This is a genomic window from Brevundimonas halotolerans (assembly GCF_003730275.1).
GTDB classification, from domain to species: Bacteria; Pseudomonadota; Alphaproteobacteria; order Caulobacterales; family Caulobacteraceae; genus Brevundimonas; species Brevundimonas halotolerans.
Genome location: NZ_QTTA01000021.1, coordinates 125,730 through 132,318, shown reverse-complemented (window position 1 = coordinate 132,318; position 6,589 = coordinate 125,730). Strand labels below are relative to the sequence as shown.

5 protein-coding genes are annotated in these 6,589 nt (G+C 66.8%); 3 read left to right on the top strand and 2 right to left on the bottom strand.

The genetic code is table 11. From position 1 onward, the window contains the following. Positions 1 to 123 (top strand): integrase core domain-containing protein (locus EG854_RS13390; RefSeq protein WP_164462012.1); only part of this gene is annotated, 123 nt, incomplete at its 5' end. A 1-nt stretch (position 124) separates the two neighbouring features. On the opposite strand, the gene EG854_RS11195 is transcribed toward EG854_RS13390, so the two are convergent. Further along, a complete protein-coding gene (locus EG854_RS11195) occupies positions 125 to 2,404 on the bottom strand; it encodes an NADP-dependent malic enzyme (RefSeq protein ID WP_123288208.1) in 2,280 nt (759 codons plus the stop codon). Positions 2,405 to 2,506: 102 nt separating this feature from the next. Next, positions 2,507 to 3,352, bottom strand: a complete 846-nt coding sequence (gene dapF / locus EG854_RS11190) for a diaminopimelate epimerase (protein WP_123288207.1) — start codon at positions 3,350 to 3,352, stop codon at positions 2,507 to 2,509. Between the two features lie 92 nt (positions 3,353 to 3,444). On the opposite strand from dapF, the gene EG854_RS11185 reads away from it, so the two are divergent. Beyond that, the gene (locus EG854_RS11185) at positions 3,445 to 4,248 is read left to right on the top strand and encodes a potassium channel family protein (protein WP_123288206.1); all 804 of its coding nucleotides are present in this window, start codon (positions 3,445 to 3,447) and stop codon (positions 4,246 to 4,248) included. 100 nt (positions 4,249 to 4,348) lie between these two features. Continuing rightward, on the top strand, positions 4,349 to 6,496 hold the full coding sequence (locus tag EG854_RS11180; protein ID WP_123288205.1) for a prolyl oligopeptidase family serine peptidase: 2,148 nt from the start codon (positions 4,349 to 4,351) through the stop codon (positions 6,494 to 6,496). Positions 6,497 to 6,589: the final 93 nt, after the last annotated feature.

Here is a 6,589-nt window from a genome sequence, read left to right as displayed (position 1 = left end):
GACGAGCGCGCCGCAGCCATCAAACCCTGGACCGAAAACTACAACCTGCGCCGACCACACTCCGGAATCAAAGGCCTCACCCCTTGGTCAAGGGTGAACAACCTTCTTGGAAACGACACCTAGCTCACCCCTCGTCGCCAATGGCCTCGTCGTAGGCGGCGAAAGTGGCGGAGGCGATGATCTCGCTGACCGAGGCGCCTAGGCTGACGATCTGGACCGACTTCTCCAGCCCGACCAGCAGCGGGCCGATGACGGTCGCCCCGCCTAGGGCCTGCACCAGCCGTGCCGAGATCGAGGCGGAGTGGATACCCGGCATGACCAGCACATTGGCGTCGCCGGTCAGGCGCATGAAGGGATAGGCGGCCCGCGCCTCGGGATCGAGCGCCAGCTCGGCCGGCATTTCGCCCTCATATTCGAAGTCCACGCCGGTCTGGTCGAGGATGCGGATGGCCTCGCGCACCTGTTCGCTGCGGTCGCCCGGGGGGTTGCCGAAGGTCGAATAGCTGAGGAAGGCGACGCGCGGGGTGCGGCCCAGCTTCTTCACCGTGGCGGCAGCCTGGATGGCGATCTCGGCCAGTTCGCGGGCATCGGGCAGTTCGTGGATCGAGGTATCGGCGACGAACAGGGTGCGGCCCTTGGCCAGCAGCACCGACAGGCCGATCAGCCGGTCGCGTACGTCCAGCACCCGGCGCACTTCCTTGAGCACCATGTTGAAATTGCGGGTCGTGCCGGTGACGACGGCATCGGCATCGCCGCGCGCGACCATGGTGGCGGCGAAATAGTTGCGGTCCTGGTTGATCATGCGCTGGACGTCGCGGCGCAGATAGCCGCGTCGCTGCAGGCGCTCGTACAGCCAGTCGGTATAGGCGTCGTTCTTTTCCGAAATGCGGGCGTTGACGATCTCGATGTCCAGATCGTCGAAATTCAGCCCGGCCTCGGCGGCGTTCTTGCGGATCAGATCCTCGCGGCCCAGCAGGATGGGGGTGCCCAGCTCGGCCTGTTTGAAGCCCCAGGCGGCGCGGATGACGGTGGTCTCCTCGCCTTCGGCGAACACCACCCGCTTATTGGGGGCGGCGCGCACGGCCGAGGCGATCTTCTGCATCAGGGCGGCGGACGGATCGACCCGCTGGCGCAGGGCGATGCGGTAGGCCTCCATGTCGGGGATCGGCCGGCGCGCGACGCCCGTGTCCATGGCCGCCTGGGCGACGAAGGGCGGAATGTACCAGATCAGGCGCGGGTCAAACGGCGTGGGGATGATGTAGTCCGGGCCGAACTTCAGCTTGCGGCCCGAATAGGCGGCGGCCACCTCGTCCGGCACATCCTCGCGCGCCAGCATGGCCAGGGCCTGGGCGCAGGCGATCTTCATCTCGTGGTTGACGGTGCGGGCCCGCACATCGAGGGCGCCCCGGAAGATGTAGGGGAAGCCCAGGACGTTGTTGACCTGGTTCACATAGTCCGACCGGCCGGTGGCCATGATGGCGTCGGAGCGGACACTCGCCACATCCTCGGGCGTGATCTCGGGATCCGGATTGGCCATGGCGAAGATGATCGGATTGGCCGCCATGGAGGCGACCATCTCCTTGGTGATCGCGCCCTTGGCCGACAGGCCCAGAACCACATCGGCGCCGACCATGGCCTCGGCCAGGGTGCGGTGCGGGGTGTCGGTGGCGTGGGCCGCCTTCCACTGATCGACGTTCTCGCGGCCCTTGTAGACCACGCCGTCGCGGTCGACGATCACGGTATTCTCGGCGCGCACACCGACCGCCTTCATCAGGCCGATCGACGACAGGCCCGCGGCCCCGGCACCCGCCAGCACGACCTTGATGTCTTCCAGCTTCTTGCCCGTGATGTGACAGGCGTTGATCAGGCCGGCGGTGGAGATGATGGCCGTGCCGTGCTGGTCATCGTGGAACACGGGAATGTCCAGCAGGTCCTGCAGCTGGCTCTCGATGACGAAACATTCCGGGGACTTGATGTCCTCCAGATTGATGCCGCCCCAGGTGTCGCCGATATTCTTGACCACGGTGACGAATTCGTCCGGGTCGGTGGTCTTGACCTCGACGTCAAAGCTGTCGACGTCGGCGAAGCGTTTGAACAGGACGGACTTGCCCTCCATCACCGGCTTGGACGCCATATGGCCGAGATTGCCGAGGCCAAGGATGGCGGTGCCGTTCGAGATGACGGCGACCAGATTGCCCTTGGACGTATAGTCATAGGCCCGGTCCGGATCCTCCGCGATGGCCAGCACCGGCACGGCCACGCCCGGCGAATAGGCCAGCGACAGGTCGCGCTGGGTGGCCATGGGCTTGGTCGGCGCCATGGAAATCTTGCCCGGTACCGGCTCGCGGTGGAACTCCAGCGCGTCGTCGTCGGAGAAGGTCTGCTTGTCGGTCAGGTCGGGCATGAGGTCGTTTCAGTGCGAGAGGAAGGCGGCGATCCTAGAGGGCGGGTGCCGCGCAAACAACGGCGGCCGGGTCGGATTTGACGTTACGGCAGGCAGACAGCGTCACAGGGTGACGGTTCCGGTGCCGTCGAGTGCGACCGGGCCGGTCATGAAGACGTGATCGGTGGTCTCGTCCCAACGGATGGTCAGGTCGCCGCCGTCCAGGGCCAGGGTCGCGGACCGTCCCGTCAGGCCCCGCCGATGGGCGGCCACCAGCGCCGCACAGGCCCCGGTGCCACAGGCCTGTGTCAGGCCGGCGCCCCGCTCCCAGACCCTCAGGCGGATGTGGTCGGGGGCCAGCACATGGGCAAAGCCGACATTGACCCCCTCGGGAAACAGGGGGTGATGCTCGATCAACGACCCCGCGCCGCGCACGAAATCGTCGTCCTGGCGGTCGGTGAAGAAGACCACATGCGGATTGCCCATCGAGACGGCACCGGGCGTGTGGATCAGGGGGGCATCGACCGGCCCGACCTGCAGCTCGATGCCGCGGGTGTCCATTTCCTCGGCCAGCGGGACCTCACGCCAGTCCAGGCGGGGCGCGCCCATGTCGACCTCGATCCGGGTGCCGTCGGCCCGTCGCGCAACGGTCGCTCCGCCGAGGGTTCCGATCACGGCGCGGTCGCCGCCAGCGGCCTCCAGCAACAGCCAACCGACGCAGCGCAGCGCATTGCCGCAGGTCTCGACCTTGCCGCCGTCGGCATTCCAGACGCGCATGAAGGCGGTCTCATCCGGGCCGGACGGCGGCTCGATGACGATCAGCTGGTCGCAGCCCGGTCCGGTATCGCGCCCGCACAGGCGACGGACGGTCTCGGGCGACAGGTCAAGGCCCGGCGCATCCACGCGCAGGATGATGAAGTCGTTGCCGGCTCCGTTCATCTTCACATAGGGCAGACGCGTTGCGGTCATGCTTCCGACTATAGGCCAGCGGCGCGCCCCGCGCGAGCGGGCGCACGATCACGAACGGTTTGCATGCGCGACCATCCGCGCTATCGCAGGGCATGGCCTCACAGACGAGCCCGAAAGACGACGCGCGCGGCTGGCGCATCCGGGCCCGGCTGAGGGCGCTGTATCACGGCAGCTCGCGTCAGGCGGTGCGGTTCCGCTTTACCGTGCTGATCATCGACATCGTCATCATCGGCTTTTTCATCGCCGCGCCGATCCTGAAGGGCGAGGGCTGGATCTTCTATGCCCTGGACTATGTGATTGCCGCCCTGCTGGCCGCCGATCTGCTGGCCCGCGCCTTGGCCTGGACCGATCTGAGGTCCTGGCTGAAGCGGCCGGTAGTGTGGGCCGATCTGTTCATTCTGGCGACCCTGCTGTTTCCGGCCTGGCTGTTCAATTTCGGCTTCCTGCGGGTCATCCGCCTGTGGACGCTGATCAATTCCGACTTCTTCTGGCGCACGGTCGGCCGGAAATATGACGACACCCACGTCGAGGACGTGGTCAAGGCGCTGGCGGCGCTGGTGACCTTCATCTTTGTCGCCACGGGGTTTGTCTATACCGCCTTTGTCGGCACCCATGAGGGGCTGACCGGCTATGTCGACGCCCTCTATTTCACCGTCACCAGCCTGACCACGACCGGCTATGGCGACATCCTGCTGCCGGGCGCGTGGGGGCGGATCATCTCGATCGTCATCATGCTGACGGGGGTGACCCTGTTCGTCCGGTTGGGCCAGACCCTGCTGCGCCCGCCCAAGATTCATTTTCCCTGTCCCAGTTGCGGTCTGCAGCGGCATGACCCGGATGCCGTCCACTGCAAGGCCTGTGGCGAAGGGCTGTGCATTCCGAACTATGAGCACTGATCCACGTGCCTCATGACGAAACCGTAATGAAGCGGGTCGCGGCTTGTCGCCGCCCGCCGCCCGGCTAAGGTGCCCCCACCCTCGACCGGAGATTTCGTCCATGCTTCGTCGCACCCTGACGGCTATCGCCCTGACCCTGCCGTTGGCGCTTGCCGCCGCCCCTGTCCTTGCCCAGAGCGCCCCTGATCCGTCCATGACCGCACCTGCCGATGCCGAAGACCCCTATCTGTGGCTGGAAGAGGTCGAGGGCGAGCGCGCCATGGCCTGGGTCGAGGACCAGAATACCCGCTCGCTCGGCGTTCTGACCGGCGACCCCCGCTATCAGGACCTGCACGATCAGGCCCTGGCCATTCTGGAGGCCCGTGACCGCATCCCCTCTCCGGGCTTTCGCCGGCTGGGCGGTGTCGAGAGGATCGACAACTTCTGGCAGGACGCCGACCATGTGCGCGGCATCTGGCGCACTACCACCGTCGACAGCTACGCCACGGACAACCCGGTCTGGGAGACCGTTCTGGACGTCGACGCCCTGTCCGAGGCCGAGGGCGCCAACTGGGTTTACCGGGGCTCCAACTGCCTGCCACCGGACGGGCGGATGTGCCTGATCAGCCTGTCGGACGGCGGCAAGGACGCCGTCACCGTGCGCGAGTTCGACCGCGAGACGCGCCAGTTCGTCGAGGGCGGCATCACCCTGCCGGAATCCAAGGGCGGGGTGAGCTGGATCGACGCCGATACCCTGCTGGTGTCACGCGACTTCGGCGAGGGGTCGCTGACGGATTCGGGCTATCCGCGCACCGTGCGCCTGATGACGCGGGGTCAGGCGATCGCGGATGCGCCGGTGGTGTTCGAGGGCGAGACCACCGACGTCTCGGTCAGCGGCTTTACCCTGCGCGATGCCGACGGCGTGGTGCAGGCCGTGCTGCTCAACCGCGGCATCAACTTCTATGAGAGCGAAACCTGGCAGCTGAACGCCGACGGCACGACGCGCCAGCTGCAACTGCCGCTCAAGGGCGGGATCACCGCCCTGGTCGACGGCCAGCTGATCGTCACCACCGATCAGGATTGGACGGCCCCTTCGGGACAGGAATTCAAGACCGGCGATGTGCTGGCCTATGACCTCGCCGCCTGGCTGGCCGATCCGACGGTTCAGGCGCAGCTGGTGATCCGCCCCGGCCCGCGCGAGGCGATCGAGGGCATCACCGCCACCCGCAACCGTCTGGTGGTCGCCCTGTTCGAGAATGTCCGGGGTGCCGTCTATGTCTATGATCCCTCGGACTGGAGCCGCACCCGGCTGGACCTGCCCGAGAATGTCACTGTGGGCGTGGGCTCCAGCTCCAGCCTCGACGACCGGCTGTTCGTCAGTGTCGCCGGCTATCTGAACCCGCAGTCGCTGTGGCTGGTCGATGCCGCGACCGGCGAGGGCGGGGTGATCAAATCCCTGCCCGCCAAGTTCGACGCGGAGGGCCTTGAGGTCCGCCAGTTCGAGGCCGTGTCCGCCGACGGCACCCGCATTCCCTATTTCGTCGTCGGTCGTTCGGACATGCCGATGGACGGCTCCAACCCGACGCTGCTGTACGGCTATGGCGGCTTTCAGGTGTCGATGCTGCCCGGTTATTCGGCCACGGTCGGCAAGCTGTGGCTGGAGCGCGGCGGGGTCTATGTCGTGGCCAACACCCGCGGCGGCGGTGAGTTCGGCCCCAACTGGCACCAGTCGGCGCAAGGGCAGAACCGCCAGCGCGCGCATGAAGATTTTCAGGCCGTGGCGCTGGACCTGATCGAGCGCGGCATCACCAGCCAGCCGCACCTCGGCATCATGGGCGGCAGCCAGGGCGGCCTGTTCATGGGGGCGATGCTGACCCAGCGCCCCGACTTGATCAACGCCGCCGTCATCCAGGTGCCCCTGTTCGACATGCTGCGCTTCCACAAGCTGCTGGCCGGAGCGTCGTGGATCGCCGAATACGGCAACCCCGACATCGCCGAAGAGCGCGAATGGATCGCCGCCTATTCGCCCTACCAGAACCTGCGCGCGGGCCAGCCCTATCCCGAGGTGTTCATCCATACCTCGACCAAGGATGACCGGGTCCACCCCGGCCACGCGAGGAAGGCCGCCGCCCGTCTGGAAGAGCTGGGCTATGAGGTGCTCTTCTACGAGAACACCGACGGGGGCCACGCCGCCGGCGCCAATCTGCGCGAAACCGCCCGGCGTCTGGCGCTGGAATACACCTATCTGACCCGCCGCCTGATGGACTGAGAAACCTCATCCCCCCCCGTGAAGCTTGCGAAACGGGGGAGGGGGACCACGCAGTGGTGGAGGGGGCGACGTCAAACGCCCCGTCTGGTTCCG